This is a genomic window from Dyadobacter sp. HNCC25DJ186 (genome assembly GCF_056895235.1).
The window spans coordinates 265986-287182 of sequence record NZ_JBXHAS010000006.1; the positions used below are offsets into that span (position 1 = coordinate 265986).

Here is a 21197-nt window from a genome sequence, read left to right on the forward strand (position 1 = left end):
CAGGGTTAGAAAGCCTTCAAACTTAAATCCAGACTTTGTATCTGGTGTGTCAATGCGCCGCTGGAAATGGAGTTTACTCCGGTTTCTGCTACTGCGCGTAAAGTTTTTTCAGTAATATTCCCGGAAGCTTCAGTTTCAAAACGTCCGTTAATCCGCTTCACCGCTTCACGCATATTTTCAAGCGAAAAATTGTCAAGCATGATAATATCGACCTGCCCGACACGTAAAACTTCATCTACTTCCGCCAGATTTCGTGTCTCTATTTCGATCCGTAAATTCTTACCGGTTTCTTTAAGATAATTCCTTGCGTTTGTAATAGCCGCTTCAATTCCACCGGCGTAATCGACATGGTTGTCTTTCAGCATAATCATATCATAAAGGCCCATCCTATGATTTACCGCGCCGCCAATTTTTGTTGCCATTTTTTCAAACAGACGGAAGTTTGGCGTTGTTTTACGCGTATCCAGTAATTTCACAGGTAAATCACCAATAATATCAACCATTTCCCTGGCGTAAGTTGCAATGCCACTCATGCGCTGCATAATGTTCAACAGTAACCTTTCGGCCTTTAAAATCAGCTGCGCACTTGCTTCGATCGTCAGAACAATATCACCAACTTTTATCGGGGTTCCGTCCGGAATTAATACTTCAACTTTCGCTTCTGGATGATGGTATAACCTTGCCGTTTCTTCCAAAATAACAAGCGCCACTTCAACACCAGCCAAAATTCCTTCCTGTTTTACCAATAAGCGCGCTTTTTTCATAGCATCAGCAGGTACACTGGAAAGTGAAGAATGATCTCCGTCACCGATATCTTCCAATAGTGCCAAATGAATTAAATCGCGTAATACCTGTGGGTTGGTTTCCATATTTTGAGAATGATCAGTATTCAAGAATTAAATAAAATCATAACAGAAATTACTTGCCATCTTCAATACTTTATGAATACGTTTTTTTTATAATGAAGTCACAAAAAATCAGAAGGTCTGATTCCGGTATGCCATATTGTAACGTATGGCGAACGAGAAAAGATTTGTTTTTTGAGCCACGTTCACGTCAACAGATTTCGTATTACGAATTAAGCATCGGCCGTCAAGAAATAAATTGTGTGCGAGCGAATATGTTAAACGCAGATCTGTGAAAGATGTTTTTGCAGAAATTCCCTGCCCTATTTTATGTCCATAATCGTTGTCACCCGGATTAACGCCTGTTCTCGTATCATAATCCAAAAGGATATTGGCTCCGTAATTTGTAAATGCACCTGTTGGATCCAATCCCTGTTCGGAGAAAGTTTGTGTTCCGTAGAATGAAAGTCTTGGCGTCGCCTTATACCGTACAATACCGATATATTCTTTAAAATTTGCACCAAGCGGATGCGCCAGTGATTGGTTATAATGTACATAACTTCTTCCTCCATCCTTATGTGCATAGGTATATGGCCTCACGATATTGGTTTCTAACTGCAAATCCAGATTAGGAATTCCGAAAGCATCAACCACCTTTCCACCTAATTGGAAACTATATTTATTCGTCCAGGAGCCATCGCCATTGAACATGTGTTTCGTTAAAAACTCGTCTAAAACAAACTGACTGTAAATTGAAGCTTTTTTACCAACGAGCCATTTAAAATCAAAACCAAGCAAAGCGTTATCCTCACTGCCAATGTAAGATTCTACATACCGGTAAAAAATAATTGGATTGAGATAATTCAGGTCATAACCGCCGCTTGTAGAATCGCGGCTAAAAACTTCGGCTTCAAAAACACCTACATTAATTTTATCCGTTAAATTAATACTTAAATGGTGAACTGCTGAGAATTTCTTGGACCGTAAAAGACCTTTACTTTCCTGCTCGTTGACCATGCTTGTCCATAAATTGGTATACTTGAAACGGCCCAGCTGCGTATCAATCCGAAGAAAAAGATACGGACTACTATTGTCCGACAGAAGCAATGAGCGGTAACCACTTCCAAAAACATTAACGTCCTGGCCAAATTTCACATTGATACTTTTCAGCGGGCGAAAAGTGATATAACCCCTTGCAGAAAGAAAGTCAACTCCTTTTTCGTTCTGGATTTTTTTAGCGAGACCTTCACCAGGGAAATTATATCTGGTTGTATAATCCGTTACATATTTTGGGAATACCCCTTGATTATCAGCAACAAATGTATAAAACCCAAGCTTTTCATTGATCATACCGCGAATCTCGATTCCACGTCCAGTCAGCCAAAGCGGAGTACTTACGTTGTTATCATTTCCGATAAAATTATTTGTTGTAAAATTTAAATGCAGATCAAAATCTTTATCGTGGTAGCTATAAAAATCCGCGGTATGCTCCCAAAACTTACGTTGCCCGTTACTTTTTCTACCTTTAAACAGCTTAAATTTATTTCCCGGATCCAGACGGGAAAGCCTGGCGTATCTTGCAGAATCTGTCGCAGCAAAACCTTTGGTAAATTCCCAGCTGTCTTCTCTCAGATAGTCAATGGTTTCCCAGTCACGTTCCGTCAGAGATACATTTCCTTCTTTTAATATAGAATCCGTCAGCTGAACGATTGCCTTTCTCTCAAATGGTTTTACATTTGAATGAAATCCCTCGGAAAATTTTCCCCTTTTGATTTCCAGCCGATCGATCAGGTGATAATAATCGTCATTTAATGGAACAAAGCTACTTTGTGCCTGAGCGTAAGATGACGTAATTAGTATAAAAAAAACATATATTAAGAACTTGTCGAAGCGTTGGTTCATAGATAATAGATTCTATTATGCAGGTAAAGTTGGTTTTGTACCAAGTATTTGGATCGAAAGTGTCAAATTTCGTCAATCAAATTGTAATATCTTATATCGAACAGGTTAAATAAGAGCAAAGTTATGTTTTTACTGTCCCAGAAGCCTTCCATTGTTGATCATTTCATTGCTGAATTACGCGATGTAAACTGCCAGAAAGACCGAATGAGGTTTCGCCGTAACATTGAACGGGTAGGAGAATTACTTGCCTATGAAATTTCAAAATCTCTTACCTACCGGTCAGAATTTGTCGAAACTCCATTAGGCAAAGCACCATCCAGGTCTCTTCTTCAGCCGGTTGTTCTTGCAACGATTCTGCGCGCCGGGTTGCCCCTTCATCAAGGATTTCTCAACATTTTTGATCAGGCTGATAATGCATTTGTTGGCGCATACCGTGGACACAACCTCAAAGATGATGAATTTGAAGTAGAAATGGACTACATAACAAGTCCTGACCTGAGCGGTAAAACATTGATACTTATTGATCCGATGCTGGCCACCGGGCGTTCGCTTGAAAAAGTATATCACGCGCTTTTGCGTTTCGGGATTCCTGCCCAAACACATATCGCTTCTGTTATTGCAAGTCCGGAAGGCGTTGATTTTCTTCACAAACGCGTTCCGCAATGCAGATTATGGGTAGGTGCTCTGGATGAGCGACTGAATGAACAATATTATATTGTTCCGGGTTTGGGCGATGCAGGTGATCTGGCTTTCGGATCTAAATAATTTACTTTGGCCGTCGGCGATCAGCTGTCAGATTCCCAGATTAATATATCGATGTCAGCTATCGACATTTTGCCGATAGCTGACTGCCGTTAGCCAATTAATTTAACAATTCGTCAAAAGTGATAGAAACGTAATACATCGCGCCAACAGAAGGATTTGCCCAGCCGGTTGTATAAAGTTTTCCGGTAAGATTTGTTCCTCCCACTTTGATGATTGACTTAATTGAAGAAATCTTCCTGCTGATCTGCGCATCCAACGTGGAATAAGCCGGAATCACCGTTTTCCGTTGGGTATTTGCCACTACAGTGGCAACCGTTGCATTCCAAACCATACTCGTCTGATGGCGGAATGTTACACCAAAACCCCAGCCACTTCTTTTAATATCGCGGTTCGAAAACCCAAGATTGAACCGATATTTTGGAGAGTTAAAAAAAGTTACAAATGAAGGATCGTTTCTTTCCAGTTCGTCATCATTATTCAGAATGTTGCTGGTAAGATTTCCATTGAAAGTATAACCCTTCCCTAATACATAATCCAGACCAACACCCCAACCTGAATTTTTCACGGTTTGTGCCGCGTTGACAGGCATACTATATGTATTTCTTTTAGAAGGATCCAACAAATCGGTGATGGGTCCATTCGGATCTTTTCGTTGTAAAAGCACTGTCACACCGTCAAAAGTGATAAACCGGTTATAATAGTAGAAAGCATCGATATAAAGTTTATTTGCGACAACGCCTTTATATCCAACTTCATAAGTTTCCACACGTTCAGGTTGCCATTCACGAAATTGATAGGGCTTAAGACTTCCGTCTGTCAAAGATTGCTGCGTGATGGCAGTTTGCTCAAAAACCGCATTGGCTTCCATATTATATTTTTGACGGAACAATGGCAAACCGCCAACCAAACGAGCATTCGGTGTGAGTAAATTGATATACTGATTCTGCGTAGTTGGAATTCTAAAACCCCGCTGGAATGAAGCCCGGAAATTATGATCTTTCGCAACGGTATAAACCCCTGATATCCGAGGACTGAATTGCCCTTTGAAATTCATGTTTTTATCATAACGGACAGATGCCGTCAGCTTAAAAACATCCGCGAAGGTTTTTGACGCCTGTGCATAAGCGCCATATTCTGTGATATTAAATTCCTTTCCAGTCGGCGTTCCGTCCTGCGTCTCAAACAATGTACCCTCAGAATTCAGATCATAAATTCGATAATTTGCCCCTGCAATTAATTCAATTGTTTTAGGATCGATCAGTTTGGTGAAATTATACATAAACTCACCATGGTACAGGTTCGATTTATCGAGGAATTTTGCACCGCTTGGAATTGGTTTTGTCTTGATATCATCCAGCGTAGATTGGAAATCTGTCCCGCCGGGTAGATACTTCTGATTGGCCGTACTGATTCCTGGTGCCAGCGCATTATTCATCCATTGTGTATTGTTTGCACCCGCGTAGGCATTTGCTGCCGCAGCCGCAGCCTGCATTGCCTGCGCCGGGGCCATACCACCTGCCAGCCCAGCCTGATAAGCTTGTAGTAATGCTCCGCCATATTGGGTCAGAGCAGTTCCTAAAAACGAAGGAAGCCCGGCTCCCAATGCGGTTTGAAGATATGCAGAGCTTGCCAAACTCCCAAGTACGCCCAACGCATGCGCATCGCCCGAATTTTCCCTGGTCATATAAGCACGAACAAAAAAGTTGCTTCCCTTAATCTCGGCCTTATACTGGCCAATGGAGAAATTTTGAATATTATACCGGTCAGCGGCGGTATACACGGCCGAACCTCGCCCCCAGTTCGCCTGTAAAATGGCTTCAACGTTGTCATTTAAACGATAATGAAGCGAAGCATTTAACTTCAGACTTTTTGCCGGATAATTGGTAAGGGAATTTTCTGCATATCCCGGCGCACTTAAATAATATTGTGGCACTACCTGGGCAAAAATCGTCCGCGCTACTTCCAGTTGCTGCTGAGGAGTTTGCGCACCTAAAAGTTGAGGAAGTGTCAGATTTCCCGCCTGCGGAATTTGTGTCGAATAAATTGCGCCAAGCGCAGCGGATGTGCCATTCTTTCCGTCACCCGGCATTCCATTTGCGTACATGACATTGTAGACATTTGCACCAACATCTCCGAACCAGTTCACACCGTCGTAGGTTGGGTTATTAAGTATGTTATTGTTGTTATTTTCTAACGTGGTATTATTGGTGAAACTCTGATCTCGGTAGTCGGTTGCCTGCCAATCCTTCGCTGTCAGGTATGATGCATTAACTTTAAAGGCTAAACGGTTGTTGAAAGCCTTTGCATAACGAATTCCGAAATCATAAAAAGGCGTGTTTTCCTTTGCACGGTTTGAAGCACTCATGACACCCGTCTTTCCATAAGCACTAAGTCCCTGAAATGTGAAAGGAGATTTACTGTTCATCAGAATAATCCCGTTGATCGCATTCGGTCCATACAGGGCAGAAGCAGCACCTGGCAAAATCTCTACACTTTCAACGTCAAGCTCAGGGATCCCGGCGACATTACCGACAGAAAAATTGAGGCCGGGTGCCTGGTTGTCCATGCCATCGATCAGCTGAACCACTCGGGTATTTCCATTCGCGCCAAATCCACGTGTGCTCACAGACTTGAAAGTCAGCGATTGCGTGCTCATCTCAATCCCTTTCAAATTTTGCAAAGCATCATAAAATGAAGCCTGCGGTGTCTCTCGGATGGTCCGGATATCAATTTTTTCAATAGAAACGGGAGATTTCATGACACTTTCCTCGACACGTGAAGCCGAAACAATGAGTTCCTTACCAAGAACGGCTTGTTCAACCAGCCTGACATCAACATTTGATAAACCTCCGGTTATATTAACTTCCTGTGTTTCAAAACCAACAGAAGATACTACGAGCGTGAAGGGCGGAGCGGAGGTTACAACCAGATTAAAATTTCCATTTGCATCGGTGATAGTCCCGATCACTTTTCCTTTCACTTGAATACTAACACCGATTAATGGGTCGCTTGTCGATGCCTCTACGACTTTTCCTCCAATACTTGTTTGAGAAAAGGATTGCGTACAGCAGAGCAACCACAACATGACAAAGCATGATGCTTTTTGAGTAAATATACTGTTCATAAATTTAAGTGAGTTATTAGTTTGTTGTTGTAGCAAGTTATGAGATTTTAACATCTATCAATAACTTTTATTCTATTTATTCTTAAATTATCAACAAATATTTCTTTCCTTTATAACGCCAACTAAGAAAAATCCTAGACTTCGTCAAATGATATAATTTAACCGATAATCAGTTCTATAAAGCCTTAGAAATATTTTGAGAGCGGTATCAAGGAATAGGTATGACAATTTTTGGTCGATAGCACAAAACTAACTTAGACATCAATTCTTAATTCGTTATGGTTGGCAAGATGACTGGTTTATCCTTAGCTTTACCGCACGTTTAAACTATTATATACACTTCTACAATGCACAATACATTTGTAATAATAATGGCAGGAGGAGTTGGAACGCGTTTCTGGCCATTTAGTCGCACCGATTTCCCGAAACAATTTCATGACGTCCTGGGAACCGGAAAAACCCTTCTTCAACAGACAGTAGAAAGATTTGACGGCGTTTGTCCACCTGAAAATATATATATCGTAAGCAGCCAGGAATACAAGGAGATCATCAAGCGGCAAGTGCCGATGTTATCGGATGATCAGATTCTACTTGAACCACATCGCAGAAATACCGCTCCGTGTATCGCTTATGCCTGCTACAAAATTGCTTCACAACATCCTGATGCAAACATCGTTGTTGCGCCGGCCGACCATATTATTCTAAAAGAAGAAACATTTAAGGATACCATCCGTATCGCTCTTGGTGCAACCAGAAATGAGGACATTCTTGTGACATTGGGCATTCAGCCGACCAGGCCGGATACGGGATACGGATACATTCAGTACATACCTGATAAACTGACCGTTAAGAAGGTGAAATCATTCACCGAAAAACCTCACCTTGAATTAGCCGAGCAATTCCTTGATAGCGGCGACTTCGTATGGAACGCCGGTATCTTTGTATGGAATGTTCGCGCTTTCAAACGTGCAATAAATGAATACCAGCCAGACATTGCTGAAATATTTGAACGGGGAAATCCGCATTATTACCGCGAATCCGAGGAATCTTTCATACAAATGGCTTATTCGCAATGCGGGAGTATTTCCATTGATAATGGTATCATGGAAAAAGCAGATAATGTGCATGTTGTGTTAAGCAGTTTCGGCTGGTCTGATCTTGGAACATGGAAATCTTTGTATGAAGTATCTCAAAAAGACGAGTTTCTAAATGTGACGGAAGGAAATTTAATTCTGCACAATACAACAGATTGTATTATCAAAACGCCTGAGGAAAAACTGGTTGTAATCAACGGCCTCGACGGATTTATCGTTGCTGAATATGACGGCGTGTTGTTGATCTGTAAAAAAGAGGAAGAGCAAAAGGTGAAAGAGTTCGTTGCGCAGGCAAAAGAATTGCATGTAAAATATGTTTAGAAATTTATAGATATTGTAAAAAAAGGTGGTCTTTCGATCACCTTTTTTGTTTTTACCCTGCATACATCTTGTTTCGTAATATATTTTACAAAGTTGAAATGATATTATTTTAAGATTTTACTAGATTCGTTGAAAATTACAAAATCCCTACAACGAACTTTCTCATGATTGGATCAAGAATTGGCATTTTGTTGCTTTGCCTGACCAGCACTTTCTTTTTAAATAACTGTGCAAAAAAAGTGCTTTCTGAGGAACGACTGGCAGATCTGGTTTCTGATTCGGAAAGCATTACAGGCAAAAGCAGTTATCTCAATTCTCCATTTCTGACAGCAGGCGACCGCGTGTATATGGCTGGTCATCAAAACGGGACTTTTCCGGATCTTGGCTGGCATGTTACTGGCGAAATGGGTGGAATCTGGGATCATCCCATTAAACTGCTGGACGGATTTACAGCGTCAATAACTGTTGATAATCAATCCGTTTGCCTGAACAAGGCAGATACGTTTATTAATTATCCTTATGCCAACAAACACGTTTTCACGTCTGGCCTGAAAGATCTTAAGGCGGAACGTTTTCAATTTGTTCCTGACGGAAAAGAGGCTGTCGTCATAGAATATTCCTTTACAAATACCAGCAGCGAAAACAAGTTGCTCACCTTTGATTTTAATGCATATACAGATTTACGTCCTGTTTGGCTTGGCGAAAAAACCAATATGGTGGATGCCGGGGACTTTGCTTCCTGGGACGAAAATTCTAAAAGCTGGATTGCAAAAGATAGTCTGAATGAATGGTTTGTCACATTTGGTTCTGAAATTGTGGCGCAGAAACATCCACAAGATCAAAAATCATGTGACTACAAACCACAGGGGAAAGGTTGCCAGGCCTCGTTGATTTATGAAATTTCCCTTGAACCTAATACGACCAAAAGCGTATCCATCGTCATCGCTGGTTCGTATAAATCAGAATCCGATGCGAAGGAGACTTTTGCTTCTGTCAAACAAAATGCTTCAAAATTATTAAAAGAGAAAAAGGAGCGATATGCCGGGTTGGCTGAAAAGACAAAACTTACAATTCCTGACAAAGATCTGGAGCAAGCCTTTCGCTGGGTTAAGTACAATACGGATTGGCTGGTCAGAGACGTTCCCGAAGTGGGTCGGGGCTTATCCGCCGGGGCGCCGGATTATCCGTGGTGGTTTGGTGTGGATAGTGAGTATTCTTTGCAAGGACTAATAACCACCGGCCGAAAGGATTTAGTGTATCAATCGATCGATAACATCTTCAGGTTGTCAGAAAAAGCGAATGGAAACGGCCGGATTGTGCACGAGGTTTCCACAAATGGCTTTGTTTTTAATCCTGGAAATGTCAACGAAACACCACAGTTTGCCATCCTGATATGGACTGTATATCGCTGGACAGGTGATAAGGAATTTCTGAAAAAATACTATCCAACGATCAAAAAAGGACTTGAATGGTTGTTAAAAGAAAATGACAAGGATGGAAACTTGCTGCCTGACGGATTTGGTATGATGGAAATTCACGGCATGAACAGTGAAATGATCGATGTTGCGGCCTATACCCAAAAAGCATTTTCTGTCGCATCAGACATGGCGGAAGAAATGGGAGAAAATCAATTGGCTGAAAAATATAAAAAAATCGCCGGGCAAATTCGACAAAAAATTAATACTGATTTTTGGGTAGCGGATAATAACTCGTTTGCCGACTTCATTGGCACAACGACACAAGCTATTCACCTGATCGATGATGCCATCATCAGGGCAGATACTTTGAAAAAACCCTGGGCTGTTGAAGAACTTCGCGAAAGCAAAAACCGATTATTAAAATTACCCGGAGATAAAAAACAAGGTTTTGTAGTACACCATAATTGGGTGGTGAATACGCCGATGGAAATGGGTATAGCTGATTCTGCAAAAGCGATTGCTGCGTCAAAAACAGCGAGCAAGTTTGTAAATCCTTTTGGAGTGTTTGTAACCGGAATTGACCGCGACGAATCCGCAGGAAAAGATGAAAGTTCGGCTGCCGTGAACAAAAAGGTTTTTAATTATACCGGCGCTGTGATGACGCTCCCAACGGGTGTTTTAGCAATTTCAGAAAATAATTACGGAAGACCAGACGAAGCGCTAAGTTATCTGAAGCGCATGACAAAGTCTTTCAGTTATGCGCTTCCGGGATCTATCTACGAAGTTTCTCCGGATTATGGAATGATGTCCCAGGCCTGGAATATTTACAGTTATGCTGTCCCGATCGTAACTCAGTTTTTTGGTATCAGCCCGACTGCTTCAACGAAAACAATCCATATCAACCCTCAAATGCCATCAAGCTGGCAAGATGTTAGTTTGGAAAACGTGGTGATCGGCGATAATGAAATTAGTATGAAATACAGACAAACCAGTGCTGCCATTCATCTTGATTTTTCACAAATAAAGGAAAATTGGAAACTATTCATTTCTTTTCCGGCGAATAAATATAAAAAATGGATGGTTAACGGAAAAGAAATGAAGCCAAAGGCTGATGGCAAATCTGAGTCGATATCAGTTTCAGGAAAGGTAATCTCACTTCAGTTAGAAAAAAATCCCTGAATCCTATTTCCATCTTTTTAAACGTTGGTTAAAAATATTATCGTTCAATTTCAAAAAACCGGACATCGGCCTTCACCTTCTCCAGAATTTTCTGAGACCGTTCCGGCCTGGCGTCTGTGATGAAAACCTGTCCAAGAAATCCGTCGTCCACTAATTCGATCAGTTTATTGATTCGCAGGTCATCCAGTTTATCAAAAATATCGTCCAGCAACAGAATTGGCGTTTTTTCTTTTTCGATTTTTAACAACTCAAACTGAGCAAGTTTCAAAGCAATAACGAAAGATTTTTGCTGTCCCTGCGATCCGAATTTTTTCAACGTTATTCCATCGATTTCAAAAACATATTCATCCTTATGCACCCCTTTTCCGGTGCGTTGCGCATGCAGATCTTTCGAACGGTTTTTACGAAATTCAGATGGGAAATCTGCTGATGAAACTTCACTTTCATACAACACATCGACCTGTTCTTTTCCACTACTCAGAAACTGATAATATTTCCTGAACAAAGGCAGAAAGCGATCCATGAAGGAGCGGCGATGTTCATAAATTCTGAGTGCGAGAATAATTAACGGCTCGTTGTAAGTATCGAGCAAATCTTCATCAAGATAATTTCTTTCACCAAAAAGTTTTAACAAACCATTTCGTTGGGTTAAAATCTTATTGTATTGTAAAAAATCATTTAAATATTCCGGCGTTGCCTGGGCAAGCACACCATCAAAAAATCTGCGGCGTTCTTCACTTCCATCGCGGATCAGATCCGTATCATTCGGCGCGATCAGAACCAATGGAAAAAGTCCGATATGGTCGCTTAGTCTGTCGTAATTTTTCTTGTCGGCCATAAAAACCTTTCGCTGACCGCGCTGAAAACTGCACGTAATCTGAATATTTTTGTCAGAATCATTAAAAATTCCATCCAGCAAAAAAAAATCCTGGGTATGGCGAATGCCTAATGCATCCTGGTTATGAAATGCACTTTTTGTAAGTGTCAGGAAGTAAATAGCGTCTAAAAGGTTTGTTTTACCACTTCCGTTTTCTCCGACAAGACAATTTACACGCTCTCCAAACGTAAAACCTCTCTCTTCATAACTCTTAAAGTACGTAAGGTGGAGCTTTTCTAACCACATGAACTTCTTTGTTATATAGTTTATGCTTATTTTCGCAAATCATTTGCGTCGTTACCGGCAAAAACAGATCTTGTTCAAACCACTAACTTTAAGACAAAGTTCTGTCTTTATAAACGAGAACCAAATACATGGCCACCGTTACTGAAAAAAAGAAAGCATCAGCTCCCAAATTACAGCATTCGAAAGAACGCTATATGTTCTGGTTCGAGAACATGTTATTACAACGCCGGTTTGAAGAAAAGGCTGGCCAGCTTTACGGACAGCAGAAAATCCGCGGTTTTTGTCACCTTTATATCGGGCAGGAAGCTTGTTCTTCAGGAGCAGCTACGGCCCTGACGAAAGGAGATAAATACATCACCGCTTATCGTGACCATGGTATCCCTTTGGCTCTGGGAACAGATCCAAAAGCGATTATGGCTGAACTTTATGGAAAGAAAACAGGAACAACCAAAGGAAAAGGCGGTTCTATGCACATTTTTGATAAAGAGAATGGCTTTGTTGGAGGACATGGTATCGTTGGTGCACAAATTCCTTTGGGCGCAGGTATTGCGTTTGCTGAAAAGTACAACAAAACAGGTAAACTTTGCATCTGTTACTTTGGAGACGGAGCGATTCGCCAGGGTGCATTCCATGAAGCACTGAACATGGCGATGAACTGGAAACTGCCTGTTATTTTCGTTGTTGAAAACAATGGTTATGCAATGGGAACTTCCGTAGCGCGTTCATCCAATGTTACAGAACTGTATACACTAGGAGAAGCTTACGATATTCCTTCGGAACCAGTGGATGGTATGAGCGTTGAAGCGATCCATGATGCTGTTTCCCGCGCAGCTGAACGTGCACGTAAAGGCGACGGACCGACTTTCCTTGAATTCCGTACTTATCGTTACCGTGGACATTCCATGTCAGATCCTCAAAAATACCGTTCAAAAGAAGAGGTTGAGGAATACAAACACCGTGACCCGATCGAGCAGATCAGAGCTGTAATTTTGGATAACAATCTTGCTACGGCAGAAGATCTTGAAGCGATCGACAAAAAAGTAAAAGAAATCGTAGCAGAATCAGTACAGTTTGCTGAAGATTCGGATTTCCCGGATGCATCAGAGGCTTATACAGATGTTTACGCTGAGAATGATTATCCATTCATCATGGATTAATTTTTGATTATAACGTTATGAAAAGAAACCCGTCGAAATGATCCGACGGGTTTTTTGAGTAATTTCGACTTTTAGCAAATTAAAAAGATCGCAATAGCCATTATTACCGTATATAGTGATCAATCCCTAAAAATTGTATGCCCTTAGATCAAGATTTCGAGCAAGAAGAAGAAGGAATAGGCCAGGAGATGTCATTTATTGGACACCTTGAAGAATTAAGATGGCATGTTATTCGTGCAGTAGGATCCATTTTAGTTTTTGCCATTGTTGCTTACATATACATCAAAGAAATTTACCGTTACGTAATTCTTGCTCCGTCTAAGCCGGATTTCTGGACTTACAAAATGATGTGTAAATTATCAGAAGTTGTTGGTTACGACGACCTGTGTATTAAAGCGCTCGATTTCAAAATCCAGAGTATCGGCGTTGGAGACCAGTTTACAATGGGATTAACTTCTTCGATAATCGTGGGTTTAATTTTTGCTTTCCCTTATGCCTTCTGGGAAATTTGGAGATTTATCAAACCAGGTTTAAAAGCATCAGAAAGAAGATCAGCACGTGGGGCCGTTTTCTATGTCACCATATTATTTTTCTCAGGGGTATTTTTCGGATACTTTATAGTAACTCCCCTGGCGATTAACTTTTTGGCAAATTACAAGCTGGATGAGTCCATCGCCAACGAATTTAACATTTCGTCATATATTTCCACAGTTGCCACTTTAACACTGGCTTGCGGTATTGCATTCCAGTTACCAATTGTTGTGTTTGTTCTTTCAAGAGTTGGAGTACTAACGCCAGGTTTCATGCGTGAATATCGCAAACATGCCATGATAGTAATTTTGATTGTTGCTGCAATCATTACGCCTTCTCCTGATATTTACAGCCAGATTCTGGTTGCGATTCCTCTGTTGTTGCTTTACGAAATCAGTATTTTCGTATCGGCAAAAATCGAGCGGGAAAAATTGCGTGAAGAAAAAGCAATGCAAGGACCACTATAATCAGTGGCTTGAGGCATTAAAATAAAAAGACGAAATTTAGAATTTGATACAGACCTCGGCCAATTGGTCGAGGTCTTCTTTTTGATGTAATGCGGTGATCACTAATCTCGTAACAGGCGGATCGGTTGATTGTGGATATGAAAAGCAAGATGCCAATATTCCATTTGCTTCCAAAAAATCAAAAAGGTTGCTGTCCAGGCTGCAAAATACGGGATAGTTATTTTTACAAACAAAAAGTTTAGTTCCTGTCAAAAGTGCTGTGACATCGTGAATGTTCTCCAAAAGCCTTTGATGTGCAGGCGTGTAAGCACTTGTCTCTAAAAACCTTTTTAACGCATAAATATAAGCAGGCACCGCTGGTGATGCGCCTGCGAAAAAAGGACTTTGTCGAATTCCTGAAATTATCCGCGAGTCACCTAAAATCACGCCGCCAGGGATTCCCAACGCCTTGTTTAAAGAAGAAACTACAATTAATTTAGCCTGCTGAATGGAAGACAACTCACGATAAATTCCTGTTCCATTTTGACCTAACACACCAAAACCATGCGAATCGTCAACGACCAGAAGTATTTGACGATTAAAAGGAAGAGTATCAAAAATCGAAAAATCAAAATGTTCGACAAAGGGTGAACCTACGGAATCAGAGAAAAGAATGTGGATGTCCTCGTGGTTACTTTCATGTATATCGAGAACTGTCTTTTTTGCCCAATCTTCCCAGCTTGGATTATTTACTCCATAAGATTCTCCCCATAACGCAGGATGAACTCTCGGAGCGTAATGATAATGAACGCCTGGCAAACGAATGTTCACGGTCTGAAAGCATAATCTGATAATTCCCAGCAATTCCTTCACAACCAATTGCCCGGCCCACATGCCTGACGACGTTGTGAGAGCGGCAGGAGCGCCTGAAAATTTTGCGAGTGCTGTTTCAGCTTCGTCGTAAACTGTAAGTCTCAGGCTATTATTTCTGGAACTTCCGTAATGTGTTCCATAAGTCCGAATTCCTTCGTGCAGATAATTCAGGAAACCTTCGTGGTGCCCCATGCCCAGATAATCCGTCCCGCTAAACCAGAGATATTCTCTACCATTATTTAGTAACACTTTCCGGTTAGGAAGATGGCTGGTCGGGTATATGCTCATTTCAAATATGCTCCTGTCCCATTTTGTTCAGCATAAATCACTTTACCGTAATCAAAAGTTACACCCGTTGCCGGATCATTTTTGATCAATAAAGAACCATCCATATCGACATAATCCAGAAGCGGAAGCAAATGCCCTATCGCTGAAATTCCAACGCTGGACTCTGTCATACAACCAACCATCGTTTTCATGCCCAGGCTTTTTGCTTCGGCAATCATTCGTTTTGCAGAAGTTAACCCGCCACATTTGGTGAGTTTTATATTGACACCATGAAAAAGTCCGTTACATTTTATTACGTCGCTTTCCAGAATACAGCTTTCGTCGGCAATCACTGGCAGCGCACTTTCAGCAAAAACCTGTTTCATTCCTTCGATATCATCAGCAGCAAGCGGTTGTTCAATAAATTCAACGCCCAGCTTTTTTAGCTCTCCTGAAAAACGAATAGCCTGTTCTGCTGACCAGGCGCAGTTTGCGTCCACACGGAAAGTTGCAGTGGTATGTGACCGGAGTTCTCTTACAATTTTGAGATCATCATCCGTGCCTAATTTAATTTTATAAATCGGCCAGGGAAGTTCCTTCATCTTGGATACCATTTTCTCAACAGTATCGATTCCGATTGTAAAGTTTGTGAGAGGATTATGATCAATGGATAAACCCCAGCTTTCGTAAAGTTTTTCACCTTTTTTCTTGGCAAAAAGATCGTTTGCAGCTTCATCCAAGGCACATTTTGCGAAAGAATCATTCGCCAGGTAAGGATTTACCTTTGCCCACAAAGTTTCAGGAGAAGTCAGCTCGTCAGACTCGATAATCGAGCGTATACCTTCCAGTGAAGCGATCATTTTTTCAATCGTAACACCATAATACGGATTTGACGTCGCTTCTCCGAACCCACGAAAATCACCATCCCTTAGTTCTACAATAAGTGTTGGCTGTACATTGCGGGAATCGTGTGCAATCGTAAAAGTATGTTTTAGTTCAAGATCGAAGGGATGAAAAAAAAGCTGCATGCCGTATTTTTAAAGAAAATTATAATCTGTTTCGCATATCAAGGCCCCACGACAATTTACTGCGCAGGGTATCAAGAAAACTGTCGTCTCTCATTTTGATCAGTCGTGCTGTAAAATCTGCTTTGCTCACAGTCAATTCCGTAACCTCGTCAACAACTCTCGAACGCGAATCCATGGAAACCAGGAAATTATTACTTCGGCTTTTTACTTCCAGCCTGATCACCGAAGAATCTTCAACCACCAAAGGACGAACATTCAGATTATGGGGACTTACGGGCGTTATAATAAAATTCTGGGAATGTGGCACCAGTACTGGTCCGCCACAACTTAATGAATAACCTGTTGACCCTGTCGGCGTTGAAATAATGAGCCCGTCTGCCCAATATGAGTTAAGGAATTCGTCATTCAGGTAGGTATGCACGGTGATCATGGAGGCCGTATCCGTTTTTGTGATCGTGAAATCGTTCAAACCGAAATTCCTTCCGTCAAATAGATCAATATTGGATTCGACTTTAACCAAAGTTCTTTCGTCGATCTTATAATGATTATTTTCTAAAGCTTCGATCATATCGGATATGCGCTCGGGAGAAACCGTAGCAAGAAAGCCTAAACGGCCAACATTGATACCAATAACAGGTATCCTTCTTTTCCCAACGTGAGAAATTGTTTCAAGCAAAGTCCCGTCGCCGCCCATACTCACAACAAATCGCGCATCGCAGAGCTCACCAGGATTTCCATACACCATATGAGAACAATGCTGAATATTCTGCTCATCCAGAAACGATCTGAATGTTGCCGAAAGCTGTACATCGATTTTTCTACGGGACAACTCACCGAACATAGATTCTATATACGGGCGGGCAGATTCAGTAAAGTTACGTCCGTGAATTGCTATTTTCATGAAAGAAAAAGTATGTGATCCTTTATGCCCGAAAGATACGGGACAAAATGCCGATTGGCAATGTACTATTCCGGGAAATTAGGTGGCTAAATAACGAAGTAACATATCAAGGCGTTCCTGATCGACACTTTCGATCGGATCATTGGCATGTGCTTCTTCAATATCATAACCAAAACGTTCCAGCGTCGCAATCACCGGCGTTATATTTGTTCGGTTCAACTTCAAAGTAAGCAGAGAGTGGTCTGCAGGGTGCAACGATTCGCTGGAAGAATAATAGCTGCTAAGCACCTTTGTCCCATTCGATTCAATCAGGCGGCTGATCTCAGAAAGGGAATAGTCCCGCTCTGCAATTTTCAACACAATCACTGCTCCCTTTTCCTGAACACCCAGTTCACTTACAAAGCGCTCTACCAGATCCTTCACTAAGATACTTCCGGACATTGCCTTTCCTTCATGAACTACCGGAATAATATCCAGTCCAAATTCATTGACAAGCCTTAACAGCTCATAAGGATGGTGGTCCTCAAAAGCGAAAACATCCTGATGCTGAATAATAATTCTGGAAATGGGTTGTGTAGAATCCGCGATATCAAAAAGAATATCTTCTGACACAATTCCCTTATAAATTCCGTCATCGGCCACGACAAGCTGCCCGATCCGAAATTCATCCATCCAGTCCATAGCTGTACCTACCGTGTCGGTAAGTTTCAGTATCGGAATCATGGGATTAATTAACGTTGCAGCTAACATAACTGAAAAGGTGTTTTTGTCTAATCTATGAAAAAACTAATTACCTGTCAACTTTCTTGTAAAAAGAATATTTATAAAACAAAAAAGAGCCGTTACAGGCTCTTCGAAAAATGACTATTCCACGGGAACTGAGACATGTTTTTCTAAAAAGCGTTCAACTATGACATTAAATTTGTCGGGATGTTCCATCATTGGAGCATGACAACATTTATCTATAAAATGCAATTCTGACCCTGCAATAAGGCGATTAAATTCGTAACCAACGTGAGGCGGCGTAATCGTATCATTCAGTCCCCATACTAATAACGTCGGAACCTTGATTTTATATAAATCTTTTGCAAGATTATGACGCTGCGCCGACTTTGCAATACCTACGATACTCATGCACTTAGGGATGCTTGAAGTTGTTTCAAAAACTTCGTCGATCAAATCTTTTGTCGCTACTTTCGGATCATAAAAAGTGTATGCCACACGTTCCCTGATGTATTCATAACTTCCTCGTTTCGGGAAAGAACCTCCCATAGAATTCTCAAAAAGCCCTGAACTTCCGGTTAAAACCAGACGCTGAACATTTTCCTGATTCTTTAAAGTATAGAGCAAACCAATATGGCCACCCAGGGAATTCCCCAAAACTGTCATATTGGTCAGATTTTTGAACACAACAAATGCTTCCAGGAAATCCAGTAATGCGTCCAAACCAGCTTCACGCGGAGGAAGCTCGTAGATTGGTAATAATGGAATAAGTACACGGTAGCGATCAGAAAAGCACTCAATTATTCCATCCCAGTTACTCAAAGCGCCGAAAAGCCCATGCAATAGCAATAACGTTTCGCCCTTTCCTTCGTCGATGAATTGAAACTTGCCCTCAGCATGTACCTTGTATTTCATTCTGTTACCAGGAGTTATTTTATTCAGAATTTCTTTAAAAGCGAAAAAGTTCAATTATTTCGACTAAAAATATAGTGAGATAATGAAATTGCCTTTCCGATCGTATACAAAACTAGTTCTTTTTTTTAGATTGTCCGAAGCTATCAGACAATTAATATCATTTTATTTTCTTGTAAATATTATATTAATATATCAATATCAATACATTTTACATAGAAAGGTGCAATTTGGTATAATATTTCCGGCGAGCCGTAATCTTATCGAATGGATCGTATTTTATATGGGTAAATCCAGGTATAAATTGTCTTAGGTTGGTTACGGCTATCTTGAAACGAAGAAATCAAAAGAGTACTGCCACTTTTTCGTCCTGTTATAATTTTCAAAGATGCCCTCTATGGTTTTCAAACTAAGAACTGATATAATTTATGAACCGCTCCGGCTTTACTTTTTTATTCGTATTCTTTTTATGTTCAGCAAGCATTACCTGTGCACAAAAGGTCATTCCGCTGTATCCCGGAAAAATTCCTAATGCAAAATCAGCTGCCGATGAAGAGACAACTGAAAAAGGTATCGTCAGAAATGTTTCAATACCTACGCTATCTGTTTTTCTTCCTGAAAAAGGAACTGCAAATGGCACGTCTGTGATTATTTGCCCTGGCGGCGGTTACGGCGTTTTGGTAATTGAAAGAGAAGGTTATGAAGTTGCAAGAGCTTTTAATAAGGTTGGTATAACGGCGTTTGTCTTAAAATACCGACTTCCAAGCGACAAATTTTCAGAGGATAAGTCTGTTGTACCCTTGCAGGATGCGCAGCAAGCCATAAAAACCGTTCGGGAGAGAGCGAAGGAATGGAATCTTGATAGGAGTAAAATTGGTATTATGGGTTTTTCAGCAGGCGGACATTTGGCTTCCACTGCGGGGACACATTTTGATGAATCCGATATTGAAAATAAAGATAAAACAAGTGTTAAACCTGATTTTATGATTCTGGTTTATCCGGTAATCAGTTTTTTGGAAGCTCCGACGCACAAAGGCTCACGCAACAATTTACTGGGATCAACACCAACTGAAGAGCAGATAAGATATTTTTCTAATGAATTGCAGGTGAATCAATCAACGCCGCCGGCATTTATTACACATGCCGGGGACGACACCGTGGTGCCGGTTTCAAACAGTATGATGTTTTACGATGCTTTAAGCAAATTCAAGAGTCCGTCCGAGCTTCATATTTATTCCAAAGGCGAACACGGATTTTTAAAAACGCCGCCTTTTGACGAATGGTTTACGCGCTGTATCAACTGGATGAAAACGAATCAATTCATTCCGTAATATCCTTTTCAGTTTTTGCAGCCCGGAGCCTATCAAGCTTTTCAAATTCTGAATTGTGGCTGATATATTCCGGGATTGCATCTTTCAGGATCTGTATCATTTCATTATCCTCACCCGAATCAAGCGCCTTTTCAAGTTGTGTCAACACCGTTCCAACTTCAAATCGATCCACTGGCACTAAACGTGAAATCCTTAATTTTGGATGATGCGTCGGTGTATCTTCTTCATCAACTCCCGACCTCTCTTCCACAAGCTTTTCCCCTGCCCGCAGACCGATATAAATAATTCCAATATCTACATCTGGCTGAAGACCGGTTAAACGAATCATTTTTTCGGCCAGTGCTTTTAGTAATACCAATTCTCCCATATCCAAAGTGAATATCTCATTCGCATGACCGGTCGCACCTGCTTCAAGCACCAACTGACATGCTTCGTTCATTGTAATGAAATAACGTTTTACTTCGGCATCGGTGATTTCAACCGGGCCGCCTTTATCAATCTGTTTTTTAAAAACAGGAACAACAGAGCCCTTTGTACCTAAGACATTGCCAAATCTCGTCACAATGAATTGCGTGGTATTATCGGTTTTATTGAGATGCTGTAAAATTATCTCTGCAAATCTCTTGGTAACACCCATTACGTTTGAGGGATTCACGGCTTTATCTGTGGATATCAAAATGAATTTTTCCACCCAAAATTCGACGGCAAGATCCGCCAGTACTTTTGTTCCAAAAATGTTTGTTTTGATTGCTTCGTAGGCGTTCCTTTCGAGAAGAGGCACGTGTTTGTTAGCAGCGGCGTGGAAAATAATCTGAGGCTGATTTTTTTGAAACAAAGGCTTCATCCGCTTGCCATCTGATACATCGCCTATTAAAGAAATAATTTCTATTCCTGAAATCCTCATTTCCCTGATCTCTTCATCCAGTTCATAGATAGCAGATTCCGATTTATCTATTAAAATCAGTCTTTTTGGTTTGAATAAAATAATGTGCTTCACCAGATTTCTCCCGATTGATCCGGCCGCGCCTGTGATCAGGATTCTCTTATTTCTGATAAACTCACTGATATTTTTATTGTCAAGATGGATAGCTTCCCTGTCCAAAAGGTCTTCCAGCTTAAAATTCAGAAGATTTTGATGATAATGGGATTTTCTAAAATCTTCATTAAACTGTGGTAAGTCATTCGAGGAGAAATCGGTCATAGTAACAATAATTAAACGTGTAATTATAGACTAATGAAGATTTTCAGAGACGTTGG

At 40.9% G+C, this 21197-nt stretch carries 16 protein-coding genes; 6 read left to right on the forward strand and 10 right to left on the reverse strand.

Translation table 11 applies throughout. The annotated features are described in order from the left end of the window. Nucleotides 1-5: 5 nt before the first annotated feature. On the reverse strand, nucleotides 6-869 hold the full coding sequence (gene nadC / locus AC1XUO_RS19285; protein ID WP_483331406.1) for a carboxylating nicotinate-nucleotide diphosphorylase: 864 nt from the start codon (nucleotides 867-869) through the stop codon (nucleotides 6-8). Nucleotides 870-977: 108 nt separating this feature from the next. Continuing rightward, complete coding sequence (locus AC1XUO_RS19290; RefSeq protein WP_483331407.1) at nucleotides 978-2747, reverse strand: hypothetical protein; 1770 nt, start codon at nucleotides 2745-2747, stop codon at nucleotides 978-980. Nucleotides 2748-2870: 123 nt separating this feature from the next. On the opposite strand from AC1XUO_RS19290, the gene upp reads away from it, so the two are divergent. After that, nucleotides 2871-3512, forward strand: a complete 642-nt coding sequence (gene upp, locus AC1XUO_RS19295; protein ID WP_483331408.1) for a uracil phosphoribosyltransferase — start codon at nucleotides 2871-2873, stop codon at nucleotides 3510-3512. A 97-nt stretch (nucleotides 3513-3609) separates the two neighbouring features. On the opposite strand, the gene AC1XUO_RS19300 is transcribed toward upp, so the two are convergent. Further along, on the reverse strand, nucleotides 3610-6636 hold the full coding sequence (locus AC1XUO_RS19300) for a TonB-dependent receptor domain-containing protein (RefSeq protein ID WP_483331409.1): 3027 nt from the start codon (nucleotides 6634-6636) through the stop codon (nucleotides 3610-3612). 347 nt (nucleotides 6637-6983) lie between these two features. Here AC1XUO_RS19300 and AC1XUO_RS19305 point away from each other — a divergent pair, with 347 nt between their 5' ends. Beyond that, nucleotides 6984-8051, forward strand: coding sequence for a mannose-1-phosphate guanylyltransferase (locus tag AC1XUO_RS19305; RefSeq protein WP_483331410.1), 1068 nt, complete (start codon nucleotides 6984-6986; stop codon nucleotides 8049-8051). A 164-nt stretch (nucleotides 8052-8215) separates the two neighbouring features. After that, nucleotides 8216-10648 carry an alpha-L-rhamnosidase-related protein gene (locus AC1XUO_RS19310; protein WP_483331411.1) on the forward strand — a complete coding sequence of 811 codons (2433 nt, stop codon included), beginning with the start codon at nucleotides 8216-8218 and terminating at the stop codon, nucleotides 10646-10648. Between the two features lie 37 nt (nucleotides 10649-10685). On the opposite strand, the gene recF is transcribed toward AC1XUO_RS19310, so the two are convergent. Next, nucleotides 10686-11771: a DNA replication/repair protein RecF gene (gene recF, locus AC1XUO_RS19315; protein ID WP_483331412.1), complete on the reverse strand. Its 1086-nt coding sequence runs from the start codon at nucleotides 11769-11771 to the stop codon at nucleotides 10686-10688. A 128-nt stretch (nucleotides 11772-11899) separates the two neighbouring features. On the opposite strand from recF, the gene pdhA reads away from it, so the two are divergent. Both pdhA and tatC read left to right on the forward strand, forming a co-directional pair. After that, a complete protein-coding gene (pdhA, locus tag AC1XUO_RS19320; RefSeq protein ID WP_483331413.1) occupies nucleotides 11900-12928 on the forward strand; it encodes a pyruvate dehydrogenase (acetyl-transferring) E1 component subunit alpha in 1029 nt (342 codons plus the stop codon). A 137-nt stretch (nucleotides 12929-13065) separates the two neighbouring features. After that, a complete protein-coding gene (tatC, locus tag AC1XUO_RS19325) occupies nucleotides 13066-13926 on the forward strand; it encodes a twin-arginine translocase subunit TatC (protein WP_483331414.1) in 861 nt (286 codons plus the stop codon). Between the two features lie 36 nt (nucleotides 13927-13962). Here the strand turns inward: tatC and AC1XUO_RS19330 are convergent, their stop codons facing one another. The 5 genes from AC1XUO_RS19330 to AC1XUO_RS19350 form a co-directional block, all read right to left on the reverse strand. Then, complete coding sequence (locus AC1XUO_RS19330) at nucleotides 13963-15066, reverse strand: aminotransferase class I/II-fold pyridoxal phosphate-dependent enzyme (RefSeq protein ID WP_483331415.1); 1104 nt, start codon at nucleotides 15064-15066, stop codon at nucleotides 13963-13965. Continuing rightward, nucleotides 15063-16073 (reverse strand): dipeptide epimerase, encoded by a 1011-nt coding sequence (locus AC1XUO_RS19335; protein ID WP_483331416.1) that lies wholly within the window; start codon nucleotides 16071-16073, stop codon nucleotides 15063-15065. The genes AC1XUO_RS19330 and AC1XUO_RS19335 overlap by 4 nt, the downstream gene beginning before the upstream one ends. A 19-nt stretch (nucleotides 16074-16092) precedes the next feature. Then, nucleotides 16093-16974 carry an NAD kinase gene (locus AC1XUO_RS19340; protein WP_483331417.1) on the reverse strand — a complete coding sequence of 294 codons (882 nt, stop codon included), beginning with the start codon at nucleotides 16972-16974 and terminating at the stop codon, nucleotides 16093-16095. A 78-nt stretch (nucleotides 16975-17052) separates the two neighbouring features. Continuing rightward, the gene (locus tag AC1XUO_RS19345; protein WP_483331418.1) at nucleotides 17053-17697 is read right to left on the reverse strand and encodes a CBS domain-containing protein; all 645 of its coding nucleotides are present in this window, start codon (nucleotides 17695-17697) and stop codon (nucleotides 17053-17055) included. A gap of 141 nt (nucleotides 17698-17838) precedes the next feature. Next, a complete protein-coding gene (locus tag AC1XUO_RS19350; protein WP_483331419.1) occupies nucleotides 17839-18612 on the reverse strand; it encodes an alpha/beta fold hydrolase in 774 nt (257 codons plus the stop codon). Between the two features lie 425 nt (nucleotides 18613-19037). Here AC1XUO_RS19350 and AC1XUO_RS19355 point away from each other — a divergent pair, with 425 nt between their 5' ends. Next, nucleotides 19038-19940 (forward strand): alpha/beta hydrolase, encoded by a 903-nt coding sequence (locus AC1XUO_RS19355; protein WP_483331420.1) that lies wholly within the window; start codon nucleotides 19038-19040, stop codon nucleotides 19938-19940. Here the strand turns inward: AC1XUO_RS19355 and AC1XUO_RS19360 are convergent. Further along, nucleotides 19930-21141, reverse strand: a complete 1212-nt coding sequence (locus AC1XUO_RS19360) for a polysaccharide biosynthesis protein (RefSeq protein WP_483331421.1) — start codon at nucleotides 21139-21141, stop codon at nucleotides 19930-19932. The two genes, AC1XUO_RS19355 and AC1XUO_RS19360, sit on opposite strands and share 11 nt — an antisense overlap. Nucleotides 21142-21197: the final 56 nt, after the last annotated feature.

Coding starts and splice junctions, on each gene's coding strand:
- upp (WP_483331408.1), top strand. CDS start 2,871: ATGTTTTTACTGTCCCAGAAGCCTTCCATTGTTGATCATTTCATTGCT.
- AC1XUO_RS19290 (WP_483331407.1), bottom strand. CDS start 2,747: ATGAACCAACGCTTCGACAAGTTCTTAATATATGTTTTTTTTATACTA.
- AC1XUO_RS19350 (WP_483331419.1), bottom strand. CDS start 18,612: ATGAAATACAAGGTACATGCTGAGGGCAAGTTTCAATTCATCGACGAA.
- AC1XUO_RS19310 (WP_483331411.1), top strand. CDS start 8,216: ATGATTGGATCAAGAATTGGCATTTTGTTGCTTTGCCTGACCAGCACT.
- nadC (WP_483331406.1), bottom strand. CDS start 869: ATGGAAACCAACCCACAGGTATTACGCGATTTAATTCATTTGGCACTA.
- AC1XUO_RS19330 (WP_483331415.1), bottom strand. CDS start 15,066: ATGAGCATATACCCGACCAGCCATCTTCCTAACCGGAAAGTGTTACTA.
- pdhA (WP_483331413.1), top strand. CDS start 11,900: ATGGCCACCGTTACTGAAAAAAAGAAAGCATCAGCTCCCAAATTACAG.
- AC1XUO_RS19360 (WP_483331421.1), bottom strand. CDS start 21,141: ATGACCGATTTCTCCTCGAATGACTTACCACAGTTTAATGAAGATTTT.
- tatC (WP_483331414.1), top strand. CDS start 13,066: ATGCCCTTAGATCAAGATTTCGAGCAAGAAGAAGAAGGAATAGGCCAG.
- AC1XUO_RS19355 (WP_483331420.1), top strand. CDS start 19,038: ATGAACCGCTCCGGCTTTACTTTTTTATTCGTATTCTTTTTATGTTCA.
- AC1XUO_RS19340 (WP_483331417.1), bottom strand. CDS start 16,974: ATGAAAATAGCAATTCACGGACGTAACTTTACTGAATCTGCCCGCCCG.
- AC1XUO_RS19345 (WP_483331418.1), bottom strand. CDS start 17,697: ATGATTCCGATACTGAAACTTACCGACACGGTAGGTACAGCTATGGAC.
- AC1XUO_RS19300 (WP_483331409.1), bottom strand. CDS start 6,636: ATGAACAGTATATTTACTCAAAAAGCATCATGCTTTGTCATGTTGTGG.
- AC1XUO_RS19305 (WP_483331410.1), top strand. CDS start 6,984: ATGCACAATACATTTGTAATAATAATGGCAGGAGGAGTTGGAACGCGT.
- AC1XUO_RS19335 (WP_483331416.1), bottom strand. CDS start 16,073: ATGCAGCTTTTTTTTCATCCCTTCGATCTTGAACTAAAACATACTTTT.
- recF (WP_483331412.1), bottom strand. CDS start 11,771: ATGTGGTTAGAAAAGCTCCACCTTACGTACTTTAAGAGTTATGAAGAG.